The organism is Streptomyces sp. NBC_01298, from assembly GCF_035978755.1.
Lineage (GTDB): Bacteria > Actinomycetota > Actinomycetes > Streptomycetales > Streptomycetaceae > Streptomyces.
This window is the reverse complement of record NZ_CP108414.1, coordinates 618,007-641,809: the sequence shown is the minus strand read 5'-3', so window position 1 is coordinate 641,809 and position 23,803 is coordinate 618,007. Positions and strand designations below refer to the sequence as shown.

Sequence of the window (23,803 nt, the reverse complement as noted above, 5' to 3'; positions counted from 1 at the left end):
CGGCCCGCGGAAGGGCTCTGAAGGTCCCATCGGATGCTGGGAACGACGACCCGCTGTGGATGGCCGTTCATCCCGGAGTGACCGCGGCGGCCCCGGGGAGGGATCCGCGGGCGGGGTGCGTCCGCTCGAATCCGCCACGTCAGAAGTCGAACGTGTTACGGGGCCCGGCTCCGCGCCGTGGTGTCGGAACCCCGCGCGCACCCAGCCACTCCGCCGTGGCTGCATCCCGGGGGCTCCGCGGCCGAAAAGCGACAAACCGCAAGGTGGGCCCGTGATCGGCGCCCGAATCTTTTTACCTTCGGCGGATGCTCCTGTTCGGCGCGCCGGCCGGTGTTACAGGTCCGGCGCCGCCCGTCCGGCGCCCTCGCGTACACAAGGGGAACGCGCGCGGTCGCCGGTCCAGACCAGGATCAGCGTCGAGGCGGCCGCCGCGAAGGCGCACCAGGTGGAGGCGAACTCCAGCCTCCACAGGGCGGCGCAGACCAGGGCCCCGACCGCCATCAGCAGGCCCAGGAGGCGCAGCCGGCGGTCCCCCGCGAGGAGCAGGGCGCCGAGCGTGGCGTACAGATAGCCCGCGAGGGCCAAGGGCATCCACGGAACGTTCACCCCGTATCCGAGGGTGTGCCCGCGGATCTCGGCGCTCACCGGGCGGGTCGCCAGGCAGTACGCGAGGTACGCGCCGGTGGCGAGTCCGACGGCGGCGGGAGGCAGCAGCCGGGGCCTGACCTCGGGCGCGGCGGCCGGCAGCACGGCGAGCGGCACCCATACGGGCAGGAGCGGGAGGGCGATCACCGCCCAGGCGGTGGTGGCCGGGCCGCAGCCGCCGCCGTCGGCGGAGCGCCAGACGGCGGCCTCGATCAGCTGGTGCGCGCCCAGGATCAGCGGGAGCGCCGCGAGGGGCAGGTCCCGGGTGCGCCGGGTGCGGGCCAGACAGGCGATCCCGGCGGCGGTGATGACCGTACCGGCCGTCAGGTCGGCCGTCGCGCTCCAGCACATGGGCCCTCCCGATCCCACGGTAAGCCGAGGCGCGGACGTCTGCCACGCGTCCGTACGTGTCTGCCACGATACGGATCAATGGAAAAACTCGACAAGATGGAGAAGAATCCTGCACGACTCTTGCTGTGTTTGTGTGCGGGGTCCTACTGTCCCGGCCATGCCCCCAAGAAGAGCCGCACGCCCCGCCGCAGCAAGCAGAAGAGCCGTCCCCGCACGGTCCGGCGCCGTCCTCGCGGCGCTCGCCGCGTCCGCCCTCGGCCTCGGCGCCCTGGGCGCGGGCGCGGCCGAGGCCCGGCCCGCGGCCGCGGACCCCGCGCCGCCCACGGCCGTCACCCGCGCCGCCCTCGACCCCGCACTGGCCGAGGGCCGCGGCGCCCGGGTGGACTTCGCCGAGCAGGAGGCGGAGAACGCCGCCACCTCCGGCACGCTCATCGGTCCCGACCGCACCGCGTACTCCCTGCCCGCCGAGGCCTCCGGCCGCAAGGCCGTGAAGCTGGTTCCGGGCCAGTACGTGGAGTTCACCCTGCCCGCCGCGGCCGACGCGATCACCGTCCGCTACAGCCTGCCCGACGCCCCGGCGGGCGGCGGCATCACCGCCCCCCTCGACGTCACGGTCAACGGCAAGAACCGCCGCTCCATGACGCTGACCTCGCAGTACTCCTGGCTCTACAACCAGTACCCCTTCAGCAACGACCCGCAGGCCGGCCTCCTGCACCCCGACTGGTGGATCACCGAGTGCGGCTGCGTCCCGGCGGCCACCACCCCGGCCCCGGTCATCGCCAAGCCGTTCCGGCCCACCCACATGTACGACGAGCAGCGCCTGCTCCTGGGCCGCACCTACCGGGCGGGCGACACGATCCGGCTCACCGTCCCGGCCGGCAGCCCCGCCGCCTGGACGGTGATCGACCTCCTCGACTCGCAGCGCGTCGGCGCCCCGCACGTGGAGGCGGCCGCCGCGAACGCCCTCCTCTTCGGCGCGGACCCGACGGGCCGCCGCGACTCCGCCGACGCCATCGACCGGGCCATCGCCTTCGCCAAGCGCCACCGGCTGCCCGTCTACCTGCCGCCGGGCACCTACCAGGTCAACCGCCACATCATCGTGGACGGGGTCACCGTCACCGGCGCCGGCAGCTGGTACACCACCGTCAAGGGCAAGGGCGTCGGCTTCTACGGCAAGGAGGCCGCGGACGGCGGCAGCCGCGGCGTCCACCTCTCCCGCTTCGCCATCGAGGGCGACGTCCGCGAGCGCGTGGACACCGACCAGGTCAACGGGGTCGGCGGCGCGATGAGCGACTCCACCGTCGACTCCCTCTACATCCACCACACCAAGGTCGGCCTCTGGTTCGACGGCCCGATGGGCAACGTGAAGGTCACCCGCAACGTCATCGCCGACCAGATCGCCGACGGCCTGAACTTCCACACCGGGGTCACCGACTCCCTCGTCCGGGACAACTTCGTCCGCAACACGGGCGACGACGGCCTCGCCATGTGGGCGGAGAAGACCACGAACGCCCGCAACACCTTCGACCACAACACCGTGCAGAGCCCCACGCTGGCCAATGGCATCGCGATCTACGGCGGCGCCGACACCACCGTCAGCGCCAACCTCGTGGCCGACCCGGTCCGCGAGGGCAGCGCCCTGCACGTCGGCTCCCGCTTCGGAGCCGAACCCTTCACCGGCGGCCTGCGGATCGACGGCAACACCACCGTGCGGGCGGGGACGTACGAACTGAACTGGAACATCGGGCTCGGCGCGATCTGGTTCTACGCCCTGGACCGCAGCATCGACCAGGCCGACATCCAGGTCACCGGCAACTCCTTCCTCGACAGCACCTACAACGCCGTCATGCTGGTCAGCGACTGGCCGGTGAAGGACAAGGTCCGCATCGAGAACGTCCACTTCAAGGACGTCCGGGTCGACGGCACCGGCACCTCCGTGGTCAGCGCCCGGGTGGCCGGCTCGGCGAGCTTCGAGAACGTCGACGCCCGGGGCGTGGGGGCCGTCGGCGTCAACAACTGCGGCTCCTTCAACTTCCCCGCCACCGGATCGGAGTTCACCCTCGTCGACCGCGGCGGCAACGACGGCGGCGGTACGACGGGACCCTGGCTGGCCGGCTGGGAACTCCCCAACACCATCACCTGCGACGACCGCCCGCCGGTCGTCGCCCCGCCGGCGCCGAGCCCCTGGTAGAGGCCTGGAGGCCCGGTGATCACCGCTCCGCCGCTCCCGGGGGTTCGAGCGGCGGAGCGGTCACCGCGCAGTTCGTACGGCACTGCGGGTGACAGGCGCCGGGCGCGGGGGAGCGTACGGTCGCCCAGGCCAGGCACGCCCCGGCCACCAGCACCCCCGCGCACCAGAACATCGCCCGCCCGAAGGCCGCGTCGAAGGCGCCGGCCGACAGGTACGCGTCCGGCCCCATCCCGGCCAGCAGCGGCAGCGCGGCCACCGCGAGGAGCCCGGCGGCGCGCGCGGCCGCGTTGTTGACGCCGCTGGCCAGACCCGCCCGGCCGGGGTCCACCGAGGACAGGACGGTCGCCGTCAGCGGGGCCACCAGGGCCGCCATGCCCAGGCCCATCACCAGCAGCGCCGGCAGCACGTCCCGTACGTACGAGGCCTCGCGGCCCACCCGAAGCATCAGCAGCATCCCCGCCGCGCACAGCAGCGGTCCCGCGGTCAGCGGGATCCGCGGGCCGATCCGCTCCCCGAGCTGCGCGGAGCGGGCCGACAGCAGCAGCATCAGCGCCGTGGTGGGCAGCAGGGCGGCCCCGGCGCCCAGGGCGGAGTACCCGGACACCACCTGGAGCTGGAGCACTACGAGGAAGAAGAACCCGCCGAAGGCCGCGTACACGCACAGGGTGACCAGGTTGACGGCGGTGAACTGGCGCGAGGAGAAGATGTCCGGCGGCACCATCGGATCGGTCCGCCGCCGCTCGACCACCACGAACAGACCGGCCAGCAGCACACCGCCCACGGCGGCGCCCGCCACGAGCGCGGTGCCCGACCGGGCCTCGATGAGCGCGTAGGTCAGCAGGGCGAGCGAGGCCGCGCCGAGGACCGCCCCGGCCACGTCGAACCGCCCGTGCGCCGTCGGATCCCGCGATTCCGGTACGTGCCGCAGCGCGACCGGGACGCAGAGCGCGGCCACCGGCACGTTCAGCAGGAACACCCAGCGCCAGCCGGGCCCGTCCACCAGCCAGCCGCCGAGGAACGGCCCCACGGCCGCGCCCACCCCGCCGAAACCCGACCACAGGCCCACCGCCCGGGCCCGGTCGTCCGGATGGACGGACCCCTGGATCAGCGCGAGGGAACCGGGCGTCAGCAGCGCCCCGCCGACGCCCTGCAGGGCGCGGGCGGCGATGAGCACCCCGGCGTTCGGCGCGATCCCGCACAGCAGGGAGCCGGCCGCGAACCACACCACCCCGAGCACGAAGATCCGGCGCCGCCCGAACCGGTCCCCGAGGGCTCCGCCGACCAGGATCAGGCCCGCGAGGGTCAGCAGGTAGGCGTTGACCGTCCACTGGAGCACGGCCAGATCGGCGCCGAGGTCCCGGCCGATGGCGGGGAGGGCCACATTGACCACGGTCGAGTCGAGCAGCGCCATGGCGGACCCGAGCACGGTGGTCAGCACGATCCACCGGCCCTGCGCGGTGCCGAGGCGCACCCCGGGGGCGGGGGACGGGGCGGGGGCGGTCATTCCCCCAGGCTGGCCCGCACGGCCCGGATCGGCCACCCGGTGCGGCGTGGCGCGGCGGGATGTGGCGGGATGTGGCGGGGTGCGGCGGGATAAGGCGGGGTGCGGCTCATTAGGCCCCCTTGTACGGGTCATGACATCTCCCGCACCATGGCCCGCGCACGTCACGCACACCCTTTCCGCACGTTCTGCACACGGCGTACGAGGAGACACACGTGGCCCCAAGCGACAGCCGACGATCCTCCCGAGCACGATTACGACCCCTGCGCGCGGGGCTCGCCGCCCTCACCGCGGCCCTGCTCCTGCCCCTCGGCGCGGGCGTGGCCGCCGCCGCCCCCGATCCGGCCCCCGCTCCGGGCACGGCCGAGCGCAAGATCGAGCCGGAGCTGCGGGCCCAGCTCGACGGCTCCGCCAAGGCGGTCTTCTGGGTCTACCTCGACAGCGCCGCCGACCTCACCGCCGCGGCCGCCCAGCCGACCCGCGCCGCGAAGGCCGGGACGGTGCTGCGGCTCAAGAAGGAGCAGGCCGCGCGGAGCCAGACCGAGGTGATCAAGGCCATCGAGGGCACCCGGGCCGAGTACACCTCGTACTGGATCGTCAACGCGGTCCGCGTCGTCGGCACCGAGAAGCTCGCCACCGCCCTCGCCCAGCGCCCCGAGGTCGCCCGGATCGACGCCGACGACCGGATCGCCCTGGCGAAGCCCGCCGAGGGCAGCCGGGAGAAGACCGCCGCCGACGCCGTCGAGTGGAACGTCGACCGGATCAAGGCACCGCAGGTCTGGGACCAGCTCGGCGTGCGCGGCGAGGGCATCGTCGTCGCCAACATCGACAGCGGCGTGGACTTCACCCACCCCGCCGTGGCCGGCAAGTACCGCGGCAAGGGCGCGGACGGGTCCTACGACCACAACTACAACTGGTTCGACCCGGCCGGGGTGTGCCCCACGGCCGCCCCCTGCGACAACAACGACCACGGCACCCACACCATGGGCACGATGGTCGGCGACGACGGCGGCGCCAACCGGACCGGCGTCGCCCCGGGAGCGAAGTGGATCGCCGCCAAGGGCTGCGAGACCACCTCCTGCTCCGAGGCCTCGCTGCTCGCCGCGGGCCAGTGGATCGTCGCCCCGACCGACCTGAACGGCCAGAACCCGCGCCCCGACCTGGCCCCCCACATCGTCAACAACTCCTGGGGCGGCCCCGGCGCGGACACCTGGTACCAGCAGATCGTCGACACCTGGCGGGCCGCCGGCATCTTCCCCGCCTTCTCCAACGGCAACTCCGGACCCGGCTGCGCCACCAGCGGATCGCCCGGTGACTACGCGAGCTCCTACAGCTCCGGCGCCTTCGACATCAACGGCGCCATCGCCTCCTTCTCCTCGCGCGGCGCGGGCCCCGGCGGGATCCTCAAGCCGAACATCGCGGCCCCCGGCGTGAACGTGCGCTCCTCCGTCCCCGGCGGCGGCTACGCGTCCTTCTCCGGCACCTCCATGGCCTCCCCGCACACCGCCGCGGCCGTGGCCCTGCTCTGGTCCGCCGCGCCCGCCCTCGAAGGCGACATCGCGCAGACCGAAGCGCTGCTCGACGGCACCGCGCAGGACACCGACAGCAGCCAGTGCGGTGGGAGCGCCGCCGACAACAACGTCTTCGGCGAGGGCAAGCTCGACGTGCTCGCCGCCGTCAACGCGGCCCCGCGCGGAGCCCTCGGCGCGCTCGCCGGCACCGTCCGCTCCGGCGGGCAGCCCGTAGCCGGGGTGAAGGTCGCCGCCGACGGCCCCATCGACCGTACGACGACCACCGCCGCCGACGGCACGTACCGCTTCCCCACCCTGTCCGTGGGCTCGTACGCGCTCACCGCGTCGAAGTTCGGCTACGGGCAGCAAGGTGCGACCGTGGAGGTGACCGAGGACGCCACCGCCACCGGTGACATCGACCTCGTCCAGGCGGACTCCGGGAAGCTCACCGGCACCGTCTCGGCAGCCGCGGGCCCGGTCTCCGGCGCCGTGGTGAGCGTGGCGGACACCCCGGTGACCGCGACCACCGACGCCCAGGGCCGCTTCGAGGTCACCCTGCCGAACGGCGCCTACACCGTGGACGCCACCCACTCCTCGCGCTGCCTCACCGCCGGATCGGCCGCGGTCACCGTCGCCGGGGACACCACCGTCGCGGTGAACCTGCCCGAACGCACCGACGGCTACGGCTACGCCTGCGCCGCCTCGAGCGGCGGCCCGTACCAGCCGGGCGACCGGCGGCTCGCGCTGACCGGCGACAACACCACCGAGCGCGTCGACCTGCCCTTCCCGCTGCCGCTCTACGGCAAGACGTACGGGCAGGCCTGGATCGGCACGAACGGCACGGTCAGCCTCGGCGGCAACAACACCGGGGACGTCAACGGGGACATCCCGAGCACGGCCACGCCCAACGCGGCGCTGTACCCGTTCTGGGACGACCTGGTCGTTGGCGCCGACGGCAGCGGATCCGGCGTCTTCACGGCGGTCACCGGCACCGCGCCGCACCGCAGCTACGTCATCGAGTGGCGCGAGGTGTCGCACTGGTCGGCGCAGTCCGACAAGTTCTCCTTCTCGGCGGCGATCGGCGAGGACGGCACCGTCCGGTACGCCTACAAGGGCACCGGCGGCGCCGGCATCAAGGGCGGCTCCACCGCCACGGTCGGCGTGGAGAACGCGACCGGCACCGACGCCTACAAGTACTCCTTCAACACGCCCGTGATCACGGACGGCCTGTCCGTCTCCTTCCGCACCACCAAGAGCGGGGTCGTGGCCGGCCGGGTGCTGGACGCGAACGACGGCAACGGCCTCGCCGGAGCCACCGTCACCGTCGGCACGGGCGCCACCGCGGTCTCCGCCACCACGGCGGCCGACGGCGGGTACGTGGTCCAGAGCCCCTCGGGAGCGCGGGAACTCGCCGTGACCGCCGCCCAGTACGAGCCCGCGGCGGCCACCGTGGACGTCAAGGCGGCCGACGTCACCGAGGTGACCCGGTCCCTGCGCACCGGCAAGGTGACCGCGTCGAAGCCGGCGGTGGAGATCGTCCTGCCGCCCGGCCAGAAACGGACGCGGACCCTCGACCTCGCCAACCCCGGTCTCGGTACGGCCTTCACGGCCGCCGAGGACGCGGCCTGGCTCACGGTGACCCCGGGCGCCGGGAACCTCCCGACGGGCGGGAAGGCCCCGCTCGCCCTGTCCGTGGACACCACGGGCCTGACCCCGGGCACCGTCCTGACGGCCGACCTGAAGATCACCTCGGCCAGCGGCCGGACCCCGGTGCTCACCGTCCCCGTCAAGCTCGTCGTCCCGCGCTACCAGGTCGCCCTGGACGCCGGCTCCACCGGCGCGAGCACGGACTCGCTGGGCGACGGCTGGTCTCCGGACCGCAAGTACACGACGGGCTCGTACGGCTACCAGGGCAACGGCTCCTCCCAGTCCACCAGCCGCACGATCGCGGGCACGGAGGACCAGAAGCTCTTCCGCAACGCGCGTGAGGGCATGTACGAGTACCGCTTCGACAACGTCCCCAACGGCACCTACACCGTGGAACTCGGCTTCGCGGAGCTCTCCTCCACCAAGCCGAACAAGCGCGTCTTCGACGTCCTGGCGGAGAACACCCAGGTACTGCCCTCCCTGGACATCGCCCTGGAGGCGGGCCCGTACACGGCCCTGACCCGCACCTACACGGTCACGGTCACGGACGGCACCCTGAACGTCCGCTTCGTCACCCACACCGGATTCGGCAAACCCCTGCTCAACTCCCTGCGCGTGACGGACCGCCCCGACAAGAGCTGACCCGGGGCGGCTGCGCCACGGGCGGGGCTCCTCCGGGGGCCCCGCCCTTCGCCGTCGGTCATCCGGCCCTCCGTCCGGCTTGCGGTCCGGCCCGGTGGTCAGCGGAGAAACCCCGGTCGCGGTCGGCGAAGGAGGCGAGCGGGGCCGCGGCGCGCAGGACCACGTCCAGGGCGCGCGCCGGGTCGCAGGCGTACGTACCGCCGGCCCATGCGGCGTTGCCTCGATCGCCGACCACCGGCCGCCGGCGAGGCCCACGTCGACCACGATCGCGGACGGGAGGGTGGCGAAGGGCAGCCCGGACGCGAAGGAGAGGGCGTCGGCCGGGGCCGGGCCGAGGCTGAGACGGCCGTCCTGGGCATAGCGGCTCGCCGTGTGCACGGCCCCGTCGAGCAGGAACACGCGGTACTCCGCCGTGAACCGGACCACGTCGCTGACCAGCACCTCCGTCCCCGGATCCACCGCGTCGGGCCCCGGCAGGCGCGAGCCGTCAGCGTAGACGAGGGCCGGGATGTCCTTGTCGTTCGGCGATTTGACGAAGACGGGCCGGCGCAGCCCGTACGCCTCGCGGATCGGCATCAGCCGGACCTCCCGCCCGGTGAACTCCCGGGGCAGCCGCGCCAGCCAGTCGGACGGGGCCTCCAGCAGACCGATGCCGAGCCCGGGGGCCACGGCATCGGCGAACCGCGGCCCGGCGTGCACGTGACGGCCCCGCACCCCCTCCGGCACGGTGAAGCCGGCCAGTTGTACGGTGGCCAGCCCGCGCGCGTGGGCCGCGTCCCGGATCCGGGCGGCGGACGCGGTGACACGGGGCGGGAGCAGCAGGGTCATGCGGCGATCCTGCCGAAGGCCGGGGCCGGCGTCACCCGGGTTTCGACGCCGGACGGGGCGTCAGCTCCGGCGGTACTGGTCCACCAGGATCGTTGCGGAATCGTCGGCCGGGGCCTCGACCAGCCTCACGATCGCGACCTCGCTGCGGTCGGGGCTGCGCACGCAGAACGGGCGGGCCTTCGCGAGGGCGGCGAGCGGCAGGCCGGCGGCCGGGCGGGTCTCGATGCCCCGGAGGCAGTCGGCCACCGTCAGCTCGCCGGTGTCGGACACGAAGGAGTCAGAGTCCTCGGAGGGCACCAGGGACTGTCCGTCGCGCGCCAGGTACCAGGCGGCCGTCTCCGCGGGCGCCACCTGCCCGGCCTTGAGATCGAACTCGTATCCGGAGTCGGGGGCGGTGAGCCTGGCCTTCGTGTAGCCGGGGAGGTACGCGGCGGCCGGGTCGGGCGCGGTGGTACCGGGCGGGGCGGAACCGGGCGGGGGCGTGGCGGCTGCGGATGCCGTCGGGCCGGTGACGGGGCCGCCCGTGCTGCCGGCCTCGCCCGCCGGGTCGTCCAGGTAGTACCAGGCTCCGGTGGCGACGAGCAGGGTGCCGGCCACGAGCAGGGCCGGCAGCAGCGGAAGCCGCCGCCCCCGGGCCGGTCTGCCGCGGCCCGGACCGGGGACGGGTGCCGGAGCGGGGAACGGATCGGGGAACGGTGCGGGTGCCGGTACGGACGCGGGGCCGGGTACGGACGCGGGTGCCGGCGCCGCCTGTCCGTCGGGCCGGGCTCCGGAATCCGTGCGCGGTCCGGGGAAGGCCGCCCCGGGGGAGTACGGCGTGCTCCCCGCCGCGCCCGGGAGCGCGGTGGCCGTCCTGGTGGCCTGGAACGGCGCGGGCGCGGGCCGAGCGGTATCGCCGCCGGCCGTGCCGGCCCCCGCGACCGGGCCACCGCCGCCGATCTCCTCCCGGACCGGCCGGGGCAGCCAGCCGTCGGTGAACTCCGGGTGCCCGCACACCAGCGGGTGCGCCCGTACGGAGGCGATCACCTCCGCCGGCTGCGGACGGTCCCCGGGCTGCTTCGCCAGGCACCACGACACGAGGCCGTACAGCTCGTGCGGCACCCGGGTGAGGTCGGGATGCTCGTGGACGACCCGGTAGAGGGCGCTGGACTCCGGCCCGTTGCCGAAGGGGGCGATCCCGCACGCGACGTACGCGGCCAGCGTGCCGAGCGCGAAGACGTCGGTCGCGGGCGTCGCCGGGTGGCCGAGCGCCTGCTCCGGCGCCATGAAGGCCGCCGTGCCGATCCGCAGCCCCGTACCGGTGAGCGCGGCGGCGTCGGCCGCGCGGGCGATGCCGAAGTCGATCACCCGGGGGCCGTCCTCCGCGAGCAGCACGTTGGCCGGCTTCAGGTCGCGATGGACGACGCCCGCCCCGTGGATGGCCTGGAGCGCCTCGGCTATGCCCGCGAGGAGGAGCAGGACGGTGCGCGCCGGCAGCGGCCCGTGCCGCCGTACGACCTCGTGCAGCGAGGGCCCGGACACGTACGCCGTGGCGAGCCACGGCGTGGGGTCCTCCACCCCGGAGTCGATCACCTGGGCCGTGAACAGGCCGTGGATCCGGCGGGCGCTGGCCACCTCCTGGGCGAACCGCCGGCGGAACTCGGGATCGGAGGCGAGTTCCCTGCGGACGGCCTTCAGCGCGATGGGGCGGCCGCCGGGCGTATGGGCCAGGTAGACCACGCCCATGCCGCCGGAGCCGAGCCGGGCGTTCAGGCGGTAGCCGCCGATCTCCCGGGGATCGTCTGCGGACAGTGCCGTACGGGCCGGCTGTGCGCCGGAGTGCTGTTCGGACATGCGGTGGCTCTTTCAACGAGGCGGGGCGAGACAAGACGCGCCGCGATGCGGCAGGGGCCTGCGCGCATCGTGCCATGAATTGACTGAATTTTCAGTCAGTGCCAGAGTGGGCGACACGTGCCCGCACCACCCGTCCCGCGTCGCGGCCCTTTGCGGACGGAGGGCGCACCCTTGTCTCAGGGGCCCGGGACGGTCGGCCCGTGCCGTGCCTCCCGAGCCCGCCCCGGCCGGACACAGACGTCCTGCCGGCCCTTGATCGGAGCCCTCCCGTGTCCCACCTGCCCCCCACGCGCCGGACCGCCCTCCGTACCTTCGCCGGGCTCGGAGCCCTCGCCTTCGGGGCCGCGGCCTGCAGCCCCTCGCAGAGCGCCCCGAACTCCCAGGCCCCCGAAGGCTCCGCCCAGCCGTCGCCGGCCGGCCCCGAGCGCCGGTTCGGCGCCGAGTGGGACAGCCACACCCGCACCTTCATGGCCTGGCCGGCCCTGGACGCGGTCTGGATGGAAGACCTGCGCTACGTACGCGAGGACATCGCGCGGATCGCCCGGGCCGTCGGCGGGTACGAGGAGGTCGTCATGATGGCCCGGCCCGAGCAGGTGGCCGCGGCGCAGAAGGCCTGCGGCTCCGACGTCGAGGTGATCCCGCTGGCCGTGGACGACCTGTGGGCCCGCGACATCGTCCCCGTCTTCGTGGAGGAGGGCGACAAGCTCATCGGAGTCGACTTCAACTTCAACGGCTGGGGCAACAAGCAGGAGCACAAGAACGACGCCCAGGTCGGGCGCCTCCTGCTCCAGAAGTACGGGATCCCCCGGGTCCAGGCTCCGCTGGTGGCCGAGGGCGGCTCCTTCGAGACCGACGGCGAGGGCACCCTGCTGATCACCGAGAGCTCGATCGTCAACGACAACCGCAACCGCGGCAAGAGCCGGGACCAGATCGAGGCCGAGCTCAAGCGGACCCTGGGCGTGGAGACGGTGGTCTGGCTGGCCGGCGTACGCGGCCAGGACATCACCGACGCCCACGTGGACAGCCTCGTACGGTTCGCCGCCCCCGGCGTCGTCCTGCTGGACCGCGCGCACCCCAACACCCCGAAGGACTCCTGGTCCCGCTCCGCGGACCAGGCGAAGGCGGTCCTGTCGAAGGCCACGGACGCCCGCGGCCGGAAGTTCGAGATCATCGACCTGCCGCAGCCCGACCTGGACAAGATCACGGGCGAGGGCGACGACTTCGTGTCGACCTACGCCAACTTCTACATCGCCAACGACTCCGTCTTCATGCCGAAGTTCGGGGACCGCCAGGCCGACGACCGGGCCCGCGGCATCCTGCAGGAGCACTTCCCCAAGCGGGACATCGTCCCCGTCGCGATCGACACGATCGCCTCGGGCGGCGGCGGCATCCACTGCTCGACCCACGACCAGCCCGGCAAGCCCGCCGCGTGAGCGCTGTGCGACGGCGGTCGTCCGGGCGGCGCTTCCCGCTGCTGCCCGGTCTGCTCCTGCTCGTCATCGTGGCGGCGGTGGGCGTGGGGTCCTGGCTGCAGTTCGGCGAGCGCCAGGCCCAGGACACCGTCCACACCGCGGGGCGGGCCGATCCGGACCGGGTGGACGTCGAGGCGACGATCCAGCGGGTCGACGCGGCCGGGCGCGAGCTGCTGCTGCGGGTCCTGGTCACGCCCCGAGGGGCGCTCGCCGAAGCCGGCGGGATCGCACCCGCCGAGGACCTCACCCTCCAGACCTCGACGGCCACCCGCGGCGACCTGACCTTCAAGGCCCACCAGCGCATCTCCACCCTGGACGTACCGGTGGCCATGACGGGCGGCTCCATCACGGACTACCCGTTCGACGCCTACGGGGCGGACGTGGAGTTCGCGGCCGTCATGGGCCACGAGAAGGTTCCGGTGCGGGTCCTGTTCTCCAACAACGACGTGCTCTTCTCGTCCACGGTGGAGGCCTCGACGGCGGGCGACGGCGCCGCCGTCCTCGACATCGGGCTGGCCCGCTCCAACAGCGTGCTCGTGTTCGCGGTGTTCATGATGATCGCGATGTGGGCGCTCGCGGTGTCCGTCCTGATCGGCGGGTACTACCTCGTCACCCGCCGCAAGGGGCTCACCTGGCCCGCCCTCGGCTGGATGGCCGCCACCCTGTTCGCCCTGGCCGCCTTCCGCAACACCGCTCCGGGCACCCCGCCGATCGGCTGCCTGCTCGACTACCTCGCCTTCCTCTGGGCGGAGATCCTCATCGCGTTCTGCCTGATCACGGTGGTCGTCACGGGCCTCCGCGCGGAGCCTCCGGCGGCGGAGGGGGCGGGGGCGGCCTGAACGGGCTTACGGGGGCGGGCGTACGGGGGCGGGCGTACGGGCCGGCCCCCAATGGCCCGTCCGAGGCCGGGCCCCGCATCCAGGGCGGCGGTAGCCGGGGGTGCGGGGCATTCGGGTGGCCCGCCGCGACCGGACCGTGCGACGCGCGGTGCCGGGTGCGGCGGGAGCCGTACGGTGGCTGACCATGACGCTCCAGAGCGACCGGGCCGGACAGGCCGAGCAGCGCGGACAGGCGGACGGGACCGGGCACGCCGAGCAGCGCGAGCCGACCACACGGCCCGCTGCGGCCGGGGCCGTCGACCGGATCGCATCAGCCTTACGGGACGCTGACCCCGGGGCCGGGTGGGCCGTCGGCGGCGCGGACGGTCCGGAGGCGGTGGTGGAGGCCGCGACCGGCTTCCGGGACGGAGCCGGGGCCGGGGCCGGACGCGGGTCCGGGGCCTGTGCCGGAGCGGGCCTTCGGGCCGGAGACCTTGTGGGAGCGGGCCTTCGGGCCCGAGACCTTGTGGGAGCCGACCTTGGGGCCGGAGACCTTGCGGGAGCCGACCTTGGGTCCGGCGAGCGCGCCGGAGCCGACGCCCGGGCCGGGGAGCCTGCCGGAGCCGGCCTCCGGGCCGCGGAGCGGGCCCCCGCACCAGTACCCGCCCCCGACCTCGGCGTGCTGGTCGGGGTGCTGGCCGTCTGGCCCGTCATCGGGATGCTCGTGGACGCGGGGGAACTGGCCCTGCACACCCCGCTCACCGCCTACGGGGCGGGCGACGGCCTGCCCGCCGGGATCACCGCGCACCATCTGCTCACCCACGGCGCCGGGGTGTCGCCCGCGCTCGTCGGGCTCGCCGAGCGGCTGTGCGGGAGCCCCCTCGCGGGGTTCGCCGCCGACCGGATCTGGCGCCCGCTCGGCATGACCCGTACGGGCTTCGCCGCCGACGGGACCCTGTACGCGCCCGTCTCCGACCTCGGGCGCTTCCTGAGTCACCTCCTGGCCCCGGCCGGCGGCCCCGTCAGCCGGGCTTGGACGGCGCAGTCGCTCCGCATCCGCACCGGCGAACTCCTACCCGCCCGCGGCCTCCTCTGGCACCCCTCCGCCCACGGCTCCTGGTCCCACGGCGAGGGCCCGGCCCTGTGGATCTCCCCGCGCGGACGACGCTGGGCAGCCCTCCTCCCGACCACCCCGTCGGCCCCGCTCCGCACCGCCTTCCGCGACGCGGTCTTCGCCTGAGCCCCACAACCCCACCCCATGGTGCCGGGGCGCCGTAAGGGGGAGGCGGTGCGTGCGCGGGATGCGGAACGCTTCGCCGGGTGATCGTGATGCGACCCGTACTGGAAATCCTCATCCCCGACGGCTTCGACCTCTGGCGTGTGGCCGAGCTCGAGCGGTTCGCCTTCCTGCCCCTCGGTGGCGAGCTCTCACCCGCTGAGGTCGGGGCGGCTGTTGCGAGCATCGCCCGTTGGAACGACGGCGACTCCGACGGCGACTCCGACGGCGACTCCGACGGCGACTCCGACGGCGGCGGACCGCCTCGGCCGGCCGACCCGCTCGCCTCGTTCTTCCACGGGTTGCTGACCCTTACGGGCTGGAGGACTGGCGCGACTGGTACCGGTTCGCCGACGGTGGGGACCTGCTCGGATTCGGCCACGAGCCGGTGTCGCCCGTGGCCGAGCGCTTCGGCAGCACCGTCCGGCTCACCGTCAACGCCGAGCAGAACGACAGCCCGGTGATAGCCCTGTCCGTGACCGAGCTCCGCACCCTGCTCGACGCCGCCGAACGCCACTTGGTCGATTTCCTCGCGCTGGCCACCGACTGGCTACCGCGCCATCTGCCCGGCCACCGCGCCCCGGTCATCTCTGCGCTCGCCCGCGCGCTCGACCTTCCCGCACCGGCCGCAGGGTCACCACCGTAGGCCCGTCCGCCTTTCCGGCCCCGGCCGGGCCGACGCCGCCGGGGAGCCGCGTCCGGGCATCGCCGACCCCTCACCAGTCTCGTCACCCGCCCGGGCCACGCCCCGATCCGTGCGTGGAGCCCCTGGCCGGTGAGCCGGCCCCCGCCCCGTCCACGGTGCGCTGTGCGTCGGCGCGCCGCTCTGCGCCCAGCCCCTCCGTAGCCCGCCTGCGGGCCTGCGTACCTCCCCCGTGGTCCTCGGGGCGCGGACGCGGGGTGGGCGACGTACGGTGAGCGCGAGATCACCGACCGTATAGTCCAGGCTGCGCGGAGGTACACGGATGCGTACGGCCCACGAGATCGCCCGCGATGCGCGCACGCCACCGGCCCCGGCCGCGGAGGTCCCCGTATGACGGCGCGGGCGGGGCGCGGCGAGAGCGCGCGGTTCGCCGCCGCCCACACGCTGCCCGCCCTGGTACGGGGCTTCGTGAGCGCCCGCCCCCGCGCGGCGCCCGGGCACGCCGGGCCGGGCCGGCCCCGTTGGTCCGCCGCCACCCTGCGGGCCCTGCGGGAGCGGCACGGAGGGGCGCCCGTGCTCGTACGCGGGCTGACCGGCACCGTCCTGCTCATCCTCGATCCGCGGGACATCCGGCAGTTCTACGCCGAACCCGTCGCCTCCACCGGCCGGCCCGCCACCGGGGCGGACGGCTGCGCCCACGCCGGGCTCGGCTCCGGTCGGCGGTCCGTGGACGACTCCGTGCTCGCCGCGGGGCTGACCGTGCACCCCTCGTGCGGGGCCTTCCTCTCGGTCCTCGCCGACGAGGCCCGGCGCCTGACGGCCGGCGATTCCCTCGAACTCACCCGCGTCCGGCACTCCGTGGCCCGCGCCGCCCGACGCATCGTCCTCGGCGACGCCGCCGCCGAGGACGCGGAACTCGGCCGCCGGCTCGGGCGTTTGCCCGACAGGGCGGGCGCGAGGATCGCCGCGTACGCCGACCTCGCGGAGCCGCACACCCTCATCGGGCGGGCCCGCCGCCACGCGGAGCCCCTCGCGGGGTGGGGCGGGGCCGGGCCGGACCCGGTCGGGCAGGTCCGCCAGTGGCTGGCCGCCTTCGACCTCGTCCCCGGCATCCTGCTGCGCACCCTGCTGCTGCTCGGCGCGCACCCGGCCGAACAGGACGCCGTCGCCGCCGAGGCCCGGGCCGCCGGATGGGCGCAGGGCAGTGCCCAGGGCGCGCTGCCCCGGCTGCGGGCCTGCGTCCGGGAATCGCTGCGGCTCTATCCGGCGGTGCCCGACCTGATACGGATCACCCGGGCCGAGACCGAATGGCGGGGCGTGCGGCATCCCGCCGGAACCTGTGTGGTGCTTCCCGTGCTGTTCCACCAGCGCGACCCCGAACACGTGCCCGCCGCGCACGTCTTCGTACCGGGCCGGTGGGCCTCGCGGGAAGCCGACCTGGACGTCCGGATGGCCCCGTTCAGTCATGCCGGCGGACGCTGCCCCGGCGAACAGCTGGGGCTGCTGGTCACCGCGGCGCTCTGCGCGGAGGTGCTGCGCGGACACCGGGTCCTGCCCGCCCGGCCCGTGCTCGACCCCCTCGGCCCGCTCCCCGCGGCCCTGGACGCCCAGGGCATCCGCCTGCGCCTTACCCGGCGCTGACCTGCCGCTGACCCGCTGTTGACCCCACCACCGGCCCCGCCCGCACCCCGGCGGCGCCCGGGCATCCGGCCCACCCGCAGCACCTGTATCACCCGTATCACCCGATCCACCTGCGCGGCAGACCTGTCCGTCCCGCACCGACCTGCACCTGCACCTGCACCTGCCCGCACCGACCCGCCCCGTCCTGCCCGACGTTCATCCGACCCGACGAGGAATCCATGTCCGACGCCGCGACCCCCGGGACCTCCGCGACCTCAGCGCCTTCCGACCCGGACGCCGATCAACTGGGCGCCCTGTGCCGGGAACTGGCCGAGGCGGCCGACGCCGTGGGCGAAGCCGCCCGCTACGCCTCCCGGCTGGCCCTCGGCTCCCGGCTGCCGGTCACCGCCCTGGGCCTCGGCAGCCGCCGCCGCGCGGCCTGGCGCACCCTGCTGCGCACCCTCACCGACCGGGACGGACTCGGCTGGGCCGCCCGGGGCCGGGGCGTGGCGCGGGCCGGGTGGCTCGCCGGGGTGTTCACCGGCCGCGAGAGCCTGGCCGTGAGCCTCGCGGTGTGCGGCCTCAGGGGCCGGATCCGGGCCGAGAGCACCCGTAACCCGGCGAGGTGGGAGGACCCGGCCGCCGCCGAGGTGTTCCTCGCGGTGGAGGAGGGCCGGCAGGCGGACGCGGTCCGGGCGTTCCGCGAGCTCGTGCGCCGACGCGGCGAAGGGCCCGCCTTCGCACTCCTGAACCCCTCCTTCGCCGACATCCTGGCGTGGAACGCGCTCACCGACGACAACCCGTTCAACGACCACGCCGGCTGGCAGGTCGCCACCGGCAGGGCCGTGGCCCCGGAGCCGTTCCTCGGGATCGCCGCCGCCCTGCGGGCCTTCTTCGACGGGGGGCCCGCCTGTTCCGATCCGGGGAGCCGCCTCCTGGCCGAGCTGGACACCACCGGCACCCCGGCCGGGTACCGGGGCAACGCCGACCGGATCGGCGGTTCCCCGGGCGCGGTCCTGCTCCAGCAGGTCACGGGCCCCGACGGGGTCGAGCGGTGCGTGCTCCAACTCGCGGGACCACCAAAGGAGTCGGGCCGCGCCGATACCCCGTACGGCGCCCCTTTCGACGCTCCGTACGGCGCTCCGTACGCAGGGCCGGCCGCGCACGTCCGGGACGTGGCCGCGACCGTACGACGCCTCGTGCCGTCCGGGACCGAACTCGCCCTGCTCGGTCACGGTCCGGGTGCGCGGACGGCCGGACGGCTGGCCGCGAGCCGGGAGTTCACCGCGGTCTACCGGGTCACCTGGGTGGGTTCCGGCCCCGAGCCCGGTCCGGCGGCGGCCCTCGCCGCCTTCGGGGGCAGGGTCACCGGAAGCCACCTCGTACGGCTGCCCGGCCATCCCGACGTCTACGTTCCGGGGAGCTCCCAGTGACGGACACCGCCGGGCCCGTGCCCCGGGCCGAGACCCGTCCGGCCCCGGCCGAGGGCCTGCGCGCCCACTCGGCCGCCCTGCGTTCGCACGCCGAGCGGCTGCGCCGCGCCGCCGGAGACCTGAACTGGCAGGGCCCGGGGGGCGATGCCTTCCGCGCCGAGGTGGAGTCCCTGGCGGCCCGCTGCGCCACCGCGGCGGGCGGCTTCGACCTGGCGGCGGCCCAACTGGCCCGCCCCGGGCCCCGGGAGGGGACGCGGGGCAGGCACCGGCGGACCGGCTGACCGTAGGCCGGCGGGGGGCGGTAGGGGAGCGGGCGGCCAGGGGCCAGGGGTCAGAGGACCAGTGACAGCAGGAGGACGAAGCCCAGGCCGACCACCGAGATGATGGTCTCCATCACCGACCAGGTCTTGAGGGTCTGGCCGACCGTCATGCCGAAGTACTCCTTCACGAGCCAGAACCCGGCGTCGTTGACGTGGCTGAAGAACAGCGAACCGGCTCCGATGGCGAGGACCAGCAGGGCGGTCTCCGTGGCCGGCATGCCCGCCGCGAGCGGGGCCACGAGGCCGGCCGCGGAGATGGTGGCCACCGTGGCCGAGCCGGTCGCCAGGCGGATGGCCACCGCGATGAGCCAGGCCAGCAGGAGGGTCGGTATCGCCCAGCTCTCGGACAGATCCATGATCATCTGGCCGACGCCCACGTCGATCAGCGTGGCTTTGAAGCCGCCGCCCGCACCCACGATCAGCAGGATGCCCGCGATCGGGGCCAGCGACTTCTCCACCGTCACGGACAGCCGCGCCTTGGTGAAGCCGGCCGCCCGGCCGAGGGTGAACATGCCCACGAGCACCGCCGCGAGCAGCGCGATCAGCGGGGAGCCCGCCACGTCGGTGACCCGCTGGACGCTGTTGGCCGGGTCGTCGACCACGATGTCGACCAGGGCCTTCATCAGCATCAGGACCACCGGCAGCAGCACGGTGCAGACCGTCGCCCCGAAGCTCGGGCGGTGTTCCAGCTCCTCCGAGGGCCGCTGCGGGATCATGTGCTCGGGCGCCGGGATGTCCACCCAGCGGGCCGCGTACCGGGAGAACACCGGACCCGCGATGACGACGGTCGGGATGGCGACGAGCACGCCGAGCGCCAGGGTGAGGCCCAGATTGGCGTGGAGCGCGTCGACGGCCACCAGCGGGCCGGGGTGCGGCGGGATCAGCCCGTGCATCACGGACAGGCCGGCCAGGGCGGGGATGCCGATCCGCATGAGCGAGTAGTTGCCCCGCTTGGCCACGAGCAGGACCACCGGGATCAGCAGCACGATGCCGACCTCGAAGAAGAGCGGGAGGCCGATCACCGAGGCGATCAGCACCATCGCCCAGGGCATGGCCCGGCCCTTGGCGCGCGCCAGGATGGTGTCCACGATCTCGTCCGCGCCGCCCGAGTCGGCGAGCAGTTTCCCGAGGATGGCGCCGAGCGCGATGAGTACGCCGACGCCCGCGACGGTGGCGCCGAGCCCGGTGGTGAAGCTGGAGACGGTCTTGGCCAGGGGGGCGCCGGCGAACACCCCCAGGGCGAGCGATCCGAGCGTCAGCGCCAGGAAGGCGTGCAGCTTGAGGCGCGTGATGAGCAGGACGATGACGGCGATGCCCGCGAGGACGGCTATCCCCAGCTGGGTGTTGCCGGCCGAGGTGATCGGCTCGGTGGCGGCCGCTGCCAGAGTCTCGACGCTGAGACTGGTCACGGTGACGGTTCCTTCGTTCTCGCTTGCGGGCAGGACAGGGTGGCGCGGGGCGTGGGCGGGGGTGGGGTGGGGTGGGGTGGGTGAGGGGGAGGCGTGAGGTGCGGCCCGGGCGGGTGCGGCTACGCGACCGGCGACGGCAGGCGGCGCAGGGCGGCCAGGGCCCGCGCGGTGATCTCCTCCGGGGACCCGGACACGTCGACGAGGACGCCGAGTTCGTCCGGCTGGAGCGGCTCCAGCGTGGCGTACTGCGAATCCAGCAGCGTGGTGGGCATGAAGTGCCCCTTGCGCGCGGCCATCCGCTCCTCGATCAGCGGCCGGTCGCCGGTGAGGTGGACGAAGACGGTGTCCGGCGCGACGGCCCGGAGCCGGTCGCGGTAGGCCCGCTTGAGGGAGGAGGCGGAGATGACCCCGCCCCCGACGCGGGCCCGGTTGCGCATCCACTCACCGATCGAGTCCAGCCAGGGCCGGCGGTCCGCGTCGTCCAGGGGGGTGCCGGCGGACATCTTGGCGACGTTGGCCGCCGGGTGGAAGGCGTCGCCCTCCGCATAGGGGAGGACGAGCGCGTCGGCGATGAGCCGGCCCACGGTCGTCTTTCCCGTCCCGGCCACGCCCATCACCACAATGACGCGCGTCATCGCGCACCTCGTTTTCGTTGTTCTTGGGGTTCTTCGCGTTCTTCGCGTTCTTCGTCTTCGTTGACATGGGCCCCGGAGGGCCTGGGCACCACTGAAGCCCATTACGTAGTACTTATTCAAGAGGTTCTCGGTAAAACATCACACCTTTTGGCCATTCGCTGGTCACCGTACGCTTACGCCATGACCACTGAAGTGCCGGGCGCACCGGGCGGACCGGCCGAGCAGGGCAGCCAAGGGCTCCACTCCCACGTGCTGGACACCATCGGCCTGGCGATCACGGCCGGGGAGCACCCGCCCGGCAGCGTGCTGCGCACCGACGAGATCGCGGAACGCTTCGGCGCCTCGCGGACGGTGGTCCGCGAGGTGGTCCGCGTACTGGAATCGATGCAGCTGGTCGAGTCCCGCCGCCGGGTCGGCGTCACCGTGCGCCCCACCGAGGAGTGGAACGTCTACGACCCGCGCGTCATCCGCTGGCGCCTCGCCGGCGCGGACCGACCGCGGCAGTTGCGCTCCCTCACCGTGCTGCGCTCGGCCATCGAACCGGTCGCGGCCGGACTCGCGGCGCTGCGGGCCACCCCGGAGCAGTGTGCCGAGCTCACCGAGGCGGCCCTGGGCATGGTCCGCACCTCACGCGGTCACCAGCTCGACGGGTACCTCCACCACGACATCGCCTTCCACCGGATCGTGCTCAACGCCTCCGGCAACGAGATGTTCGCGCGGCTCGGCGATGTCGTCGCCGAGGTCCTGACCGGGCGCACCCAGCACGCGGTGATGTTCCACGACCCCGACCCGGCGGCCGTCACCCTGCACGTGCGGGTGGCCGAGGCCGTACGGGAGGGCGACGCGGCCCGCGCGGAGGCGCTGACGCGGCAGATCGCGGTGGGCGCGCTGGAGGAACTGGACGTGCTCGCGCCGTAGACGGCCGGGCGGAGCCGGGCGGCCGGAGGTGGCTGGCCGGTGCGGGTCGGCCGTGCGGGTCGGCCGGTGCGGCCGGGGCCGGGCGAGCCGCCCGTGCGGTCAGTCGCGTACGGGGACGTTCGCCGGGGGACGGGCGTCGGCGCCGTCCGCGCCCAGGCCCGCGAGCAGGCGCAGTCCGTCCTCGGCGGGGCTGCCGGGGGCCGCGGACAGGACCAGCAGCTCCATGCCCGAGTCGCCGGGCAGCGCGAAGTTCTCCTGGTGCAGTTCCAGCACTCCGACCAGCGGGTGACGGTACGCCTTGCGGCCGTGGGTGCGGGCGCGCACGTCCGCGCGGGCCCACAGGCGGCGGAAGCGCTCGCTGCCCATGGCCAGTTCGCCGATGAGCGCGGTCAGCCCGGGGTCCTCGGGGTACTGGCCGGCGGCCAGGCGCAGGTGCCCGACCACGTCGAGGGTGCACTGCTCCCAGTCGGCGTAGAGGCCGCGCTCGGCCTCTTCCAGGAAGAGGTGCCGGGCGATGTTGAGACCCGGCATCGGCCGGCCGAAGAGGAGCCCGGCGAGGCGGTTCCCGGCGAGCGCGTTCAGCCGGTGGTCCATGATCAGCGCGGGCGCGCCGACGACGAGGTCGAGGACGCGCAGCACCTCCGGCCGGATCCTCCCGCCCGGCGCCTTCGCGCGGCGGCGGCGCTGCCGGGCGAGCCGGTAGAGGTGCTCCCGCTCGGTCTCGTCGAGCCCGAGGACGCGGGCGAGCGCGTCGAGGACCTGCTCGGAGGGCTGGGTGGCGCGGCCCTGCTCCAGGCGCACGTAGTAGTCGACGCTGACACCGGAAAGGTGTGCGACCTCCTCGCGGCGCAGGCCCGCGACCCGGCGGCGGCTGTCGGTGGGGATGCCGGCGGCCGCCGGGTCGACCCGTGCGCGCCGGGTCCGCAGGAAGCCCGCAAGATCGTCCATGGGCCCAGTATGGCCGCGGCGGCGCCCGCGAGGGTGGCCCTGCCGATACCAGGAACCCCGGTCCGACGGAAGGCGCGCCCCTGAACAACGGGCGCCGCGGGGCCCAGGATCGAAGGCATCCGATCCCGAGGAGTTCCCGTGAAGACGCTGATCGTCCACGCCCACCCCGAGCGCGCATCGCTCAACGGCTCGCTGAAGGACCTGGCGGTGTCCACGCTGGAGGCCGCCGGACACGAGGTGCGGGTGAGCGATCTGTACGCGATGAACTGGAAGGCGGTCGTGGACGCCGAGGACTACGGCCCCCACGCGTCCGGCCCGCTGAAGGTCGCCCTGGACTCGGGCCGGGCCTTCGAAGCCGGGGCGCTCACCGCGGACGTGCTCGCCGAGCAGGAGAAGCTGCTGTGGGCCGACACGATCATCTTCCAGTTCCCGCTGTGGTGGTACTCGATGCCCGCGATCCTCAAGGGCTGGGTGGACCGGGTGTTCACCTACCGTTTCGCGTACGGGGTCGGCGAGCACAGCGCCACCAAGTACGGCGAGCGCTTCGGCGAAGGCACCCTCGCGGGGCGCAGGGCCCTGCTCGCGGTGACCGCCGGCGGCCCGGAGTCGCACTACGCCGCTCGCGGGATCAACGGCCCCATCGACGACCTGCTCTTCCCGATCCACCACGGGATCCTCTACTACCCGGGCATCGAGCCGCTGCCACCGTTCGTGCTGTACGGCGCCGACCGGATGGGCGCCGAGGACTACGCGGTCGCCGCCAAGGCCTGGGAGGAGCGGCTGCTCACCCTGGAGTCGACGGAGCCCATCCCCTTCCGGCGGCAGAACTTCGGCGACTACGAGATTCCCTCGCTCCACCTGAGGCAGGGCCTGGAGCCCGAGGGCCGCGCGGGCTTCGGACTCCACGTACGCTGACCGCCGGCCGCGGGCCGCGGGGTGATCGGGGGCCTGGCCGGTGGCAACGTCCCGATGCCGACTGTCAAGCGCGGTGTGGCCCCACCCCTCGGATCGGACCGCTACCCGGGTGGGCAAAGCGTCCGCCCGCCCGTAGGCGAGCACCTGAGCGAGGATCTCCCGGAACCGGGCCACCTCGTGCGCCGGCGCTTCGATGACGGCCTCGATTTCGCTGTCCTCCAGCCGAAGGTCCGCCAGAGCCTGGGGG

The 23,803-nt window shown here is 74.3% G+C and carries 17 protein-coding genes and 1 pseudogene; 11 read left to right on the top strand and 7 right to left on the bottom strand.

Going from position 1 to position 23,803, the window contains the following annotated elements; translation table 11 throughout:
• Window positions 1-333 precede the first annotated feature (333 nt).
• Window positions 334-996: a DUF6629 family protein gene (locus OG730_RS02795; protein ID WP_327302615.1), complete on the bottom strand. Its 663-nt coding sequence runs from the start codon at window positions 994-996 to the stop codon at window positions 334-336.
• A 157-nt stretch (window positions 997-1,153) separates the two neighbouring features.
• Here OG730_RS02795 and OG730_RS02790 point away from each other — a divergent pair, with 157 nt between their 5' ends.
• Complete coding sequence (locus tag OG730_RS02790; protein WP_327302614.1) at window positions 1,154-3,187, top strand: glycosyl hydrolase family 28-related protein; 2,034 nt, start codon at window positions 1,154-1,156, stop codon at window positions 3,185-3,187.
• A 19-nt stretch (window positions 3,188-3,206) separates the two neighbouring features.
• Here OG730_RS02790 and OG730_RS02785 read toward each other — a convergent pair whose 3' ends face one another.
• Complete coding sequence (locus tag OG730_RS02785; RefSeq protein ID WP_327302613.1) at window positions 3,207-4,691, bottom strand: MFS transporter; 1,485 nt, start codon at window positions 4,689-4,691, stop codon at window positions 3,207-3,209.
• 212 nt (window positions 4,692-4,903) lie between these two features.
• Here OG730_RS02785 and OG730_RS02780 point away from each other — a divergent pair, with 212 nt between their 5' ends.
• Entirely contained in the window at window positions 4,904-8,488 is a 3,585-nt protein-coding gene (locus tag OG730_RS02780; RefSeq protein WP_327302612.1) for a S8 family serine peptidase, read from the top strand.
• Window positions 8,489-8,546: 58 nt separating this feature from the next.
• On the opposite strand, the pseudogene OG730_RS02775 reads toward OG730_RS02780, so the two are convergent.
• Both OG730_RS02775 and OG730_RS02770 read right to left on the bottom strand, forming a co-directional pair.
• Window positions 8,547-9,316: pseudogene (locus OG730_RS02775) on the bottom strand (ATP-grasp domain-containing protein).
• A gap of 60 nt (window positions 9,317-9,376) precedes the next feature.
• Window positions 9,377-11,149 carry a protein kinase domain-containing protein gene (locus OG730_RS02770; RefSeq protein ID WP_327302611.1) on the bottom strand — a complete coding sequence of 591 codons (1,773 nt, stop codon included), beginning with the start codon at window positions 11,147-11,149 and terminating at the stop codon, window positions 9,377-9,379.
• 269 nt (window positions 11,150-11,418) lie between these two features.
• Between OG730_RS02770 and OG730_RS02765 the strand changes: the two genes are divergently transcribed.
• The 7 genes from OG730_RS02765 (at window position 11,419) to OG730_RS02735 (ending at window position 18,692) form a co-directional block, all read left to right on the top strand.
• Window positions 11,419-12,582, top strand: a complete 1,164-nt coding sequence (locus tag OG730_RS02765; RefSeq protein ID WP_327302610.1) for an agmatine deiminase family protein — start codon at window positions 11,419-11,421, stop codon at window positions 12,580-12,582.
• Window positions 12,579-13,460: a DUF4436 domain-containing protein gene (locus OG730_RS02760; RefSeq protein ID WP_327302609.1), complete on the top strand. Its 882-nt coding sequence runs from the start codon at window positions 12,579-12,581 to the stop codon at window positions 13,458-13,460. Before OG730_RS02765 ends, OG730_RS02760 begins: the two co-directional genes overlap by 4 nt.
• A 184-nt stretch (window positions 13,461-13,644) precedes the next feature.
• Window positions 13,645-14,679, top strand: a complete 1,035-nt coding sequence (locus OG730_RS02755) for a serine hydrolase domain-containing protein (protein WP_327302608.1) — start codon at window positions 13,645-13,647, stop codon at window positions 14,677-14,679.
• A gap of 433 nt (window positions 14,680-15,112) precedes the next feature.
• Window positions 15,113-15,361 (top strand): hypothetical protein, encoded by a 249-nt coding sequence (locus tag OG730_RS02750; RefSeq protein WP_327302607.1) that lies wholly within the window; start codon window positions 15,113-15,115, stop codon window positions 15,359-15,361.
• A 387-nt stretch (window positions 15,362-15,748) separates the two neighbouring features.
• The gene (locus tag OG730_RS02745; RefSeq protein WP_327302606.1) at window positions 15,749-16,999 is read left to right on the top strand and encodes a cytochrome P450; all 1,251 of its coding nucleotides are present in this window, start codon (window positions 15,749-15,751) and stop codon (window positions 16,997-16,999) included.
• A 218-nt stretch (window positions 17,000-17,217) separates the two neighbouring features.
• The gene (locus tag OG730_RS02740; protein WP_327302605.1) at window positions 17,218-18,411 is read left to right on the top strand and encodes a hypothetical protein; all 1,194 of its coding nucleotides are present in this window, start codon (window positions 17,218-17,220) and stop codon (window positions 18,409-18,411) included.
• On the top strand, window positions 18,408-18,692 hold the full coding sequence (locus OG730_RS02735; RefSeq protein WP_327302604.1) for a hypothetical protein: 285 nt from the start codon (window positions 18,408-18,410) through the stop codon (window positions 18,690-18,692). Before OG730_RS02740 ends, OG730_RS02735 begins: the two co-directional genes overlap by 4 nt.
• Window positions 18,693-18,742: 50 nt before the next feature.
• Here the strand turns inward: OG730_RS02735 and OG730_RS02730 are convergent, their stop codons facing one another.
• A complete protein-coding gene (locus tag OG730_RS02730; protein WP_327302603.1) occupies window positions 18,743-20,140 on the bottom strand; it encodes a GntT/GntP/DsdX family permease in 1,398 nt (465 codons plus the stop codon).
• Between the two features lie 119 nt (window positions 20,141-20,259).
• Window positions 20,260-20,775, bottom strand: coding sequence for a gluconokinase (locus OG730_RS02725; RefSeq protein WP_327302602.1), 516 nt, complete (start codon window positions 20,773-20,775; stop codon window positions 20,260-20,262).
• Between the two features lie 180 nt (window positions 20,776-20,955).
• Here OG730_RS02725 and OG730_RS02720 point away from each other — a divergent pair, with 180 nt between their 5' ends.
• Entirely contained in the window at window positions 20,956-21,693 is a 738-nt protein-coding gene (locus tag OG730_RS02720; protein WP_327302601.1) for a FadR/GntR family transcriptional regulator, read from the top strand.
• A gap of 99 nt (window positions 21,694-21,792) precedes the next feature.
• On the opposite strand, the gene OG730_RS02715 is transcribed toward OG730_RS02720, so the two are convergent.
• Window positions 21,793-22,641 carry a helix-turn-helix transcriptional regulator gene (locus OG730_RS02715; RefSeq protein WP_327302600.1) on the bottom strand — a complete coding sequence of 283 codons (849 nt, stop codon included), beginning with the start codon at window positions 22,639-22,641 and terminating at the stop codon, window positions 21,793-21,795.
• Between the two features lie 138 nt (window positions 22,642-22,779).
• On the opposite strand from OG730_RS02715, the gene OG730_RS02710 reads away from it, so the two are divergent.
• The gene (locus OG730_RS02710; RefSeq protein WP_327302599.1) at window positions 22,780-23,556 is read left to right on the top strand and encodes an NAD(P)H-dependent oxidoreductase; all 777 of its coding nucleotides are present in this window, start codon (window positions 22,780-22,782) and stop codon (window positions 23,554-23,556) included.
• Window positions 23,557-23,803: the final 247 nt, after the last annotated feature.